Genomic DNA, 1146 nt, shown 5'->3' with positions numbered 1-1146 from the left:
AGCAGACACGGCATCACTTGGTGTCATGCATCTCGAACGCGTCCATAAGCGCGATGATCCGCCTCTGCATGCCCCTCCAATCGCCTGTGTCTTCCGGTCGATGGCGGAAGTAAAAATGCCGCCCCTTGTTGGTAAAGCGATGCTGACAGGATTTTGGCACTGCGTCGGATGGCACGCCGCAACCGATCACCGTGGTGTTGATGTCGTGACCATCATCATAAGCAAGATAGCGATATCCGACATATTCCTTGCCATCTTTGCCGTGCGTAATGGTCTTGGTTTTCGCGAGGCCAAATTCTGTGCTTTGCTCGACAACATCGCCGCCGGGAGCTGTCTTCATTAGGTTCAGAACCCATTCCGGGTTCCATTCGATGAAGACCCAGTTGCTATCAAGTTCCCCAAGTGTGAGATCGCTCCAGCGCCGATTGAGCGGTTGGAAATCCGGAGCGGTGGTCGCAAGCCTCAAGGTTCGCAGCGTCCCACCGTCCCACTTTGCCTGCCAAACCTTTGGTATGAGGTATGTCTCACCTCCAGAATAGCTGATGTAGTCGCTGTCGAACGACTCCGGGAAGAGCGCCAACCGCTTACCCACGAAGTCACGCGCCGCCACGCACGAGATCGCCGGACCCCGACCCTCAATTTTCCCGTTGAGCACCCCCGGTTCAAAGCCGAGGTGGCGATAAGACCAATGATACAGGCGCGAATTGACCGGCTCGCCTACGACGAGAATGGCGTGGTGTTGCATGTAAAGCGGACCCTCGCGCTTGGCCCACATTGTCAACATAGACAGAGCGAGCCAGGAGCGGGCAGGCCGGTAGTCAGAAGTCCCGTCAGCGACCTGTATACAATACGGCTGGACCCCGGCGACCTCTTCGGCGCCATGAGCTACAAGGAGTGATGTTGCGGCCCCTGCAGCGGCCAGCGAGGTCACAACCAGAAAAAAACCGATAAGCTTTCCCAGCCCGAACAACTCTTCCCTCGCCGTACCCGCACGTTCAATCTCGAAGGTCTACATCACATTTCACGTGCGGGGTTACTGCAAGCGCCGTTTCTCGGAAAGTTCGGCAAATCGTCGGTGATGCAGCGTGCGGAAATTTACTTGTTTGTCCGCTTCGGGACGCGGCCGGAGTCTGCTTCTGGCCCATC

Annotated in this window: 1 protein-coding gene; it reads right to left on the bottom strand. The window is 56.9% G+C overall.

What is annotated here, in order from left to right; translation table 11 throughout:
• Nucleotides 1–13: 13 nt before the first annotated feature.
• The gene (locus tag HYH08_RS37270; RefSeq protein ID WP_220014802.1) at nt 14–970 is read right to left on the bottom strand and encodes a hypothetical protein; all 957 of its coding nucleotides are present in this window, start codon (nt 968–970) and stop codon (nt 14–16) included.
• Between the last annotated feature and the right edge of the window lie 176 nt (nt 971–1146).

The sequence above is a fragment of the Bradyrhizobium sp. BR 10289 genome (assembly GCF_019455385.1).
Taxonomy (GTDB): domain Bacteria; phylum Pseudomonadota; class Alphaproteobacteria; order Rhizobiales; family Xanthobacteraceae; genus Bradyrhizobium.
The sequence above is the reverse complement of the archived record's forward strand: the minus strand, read 5'-3'. Positions and strand labels throughout refer to the sequence as shown.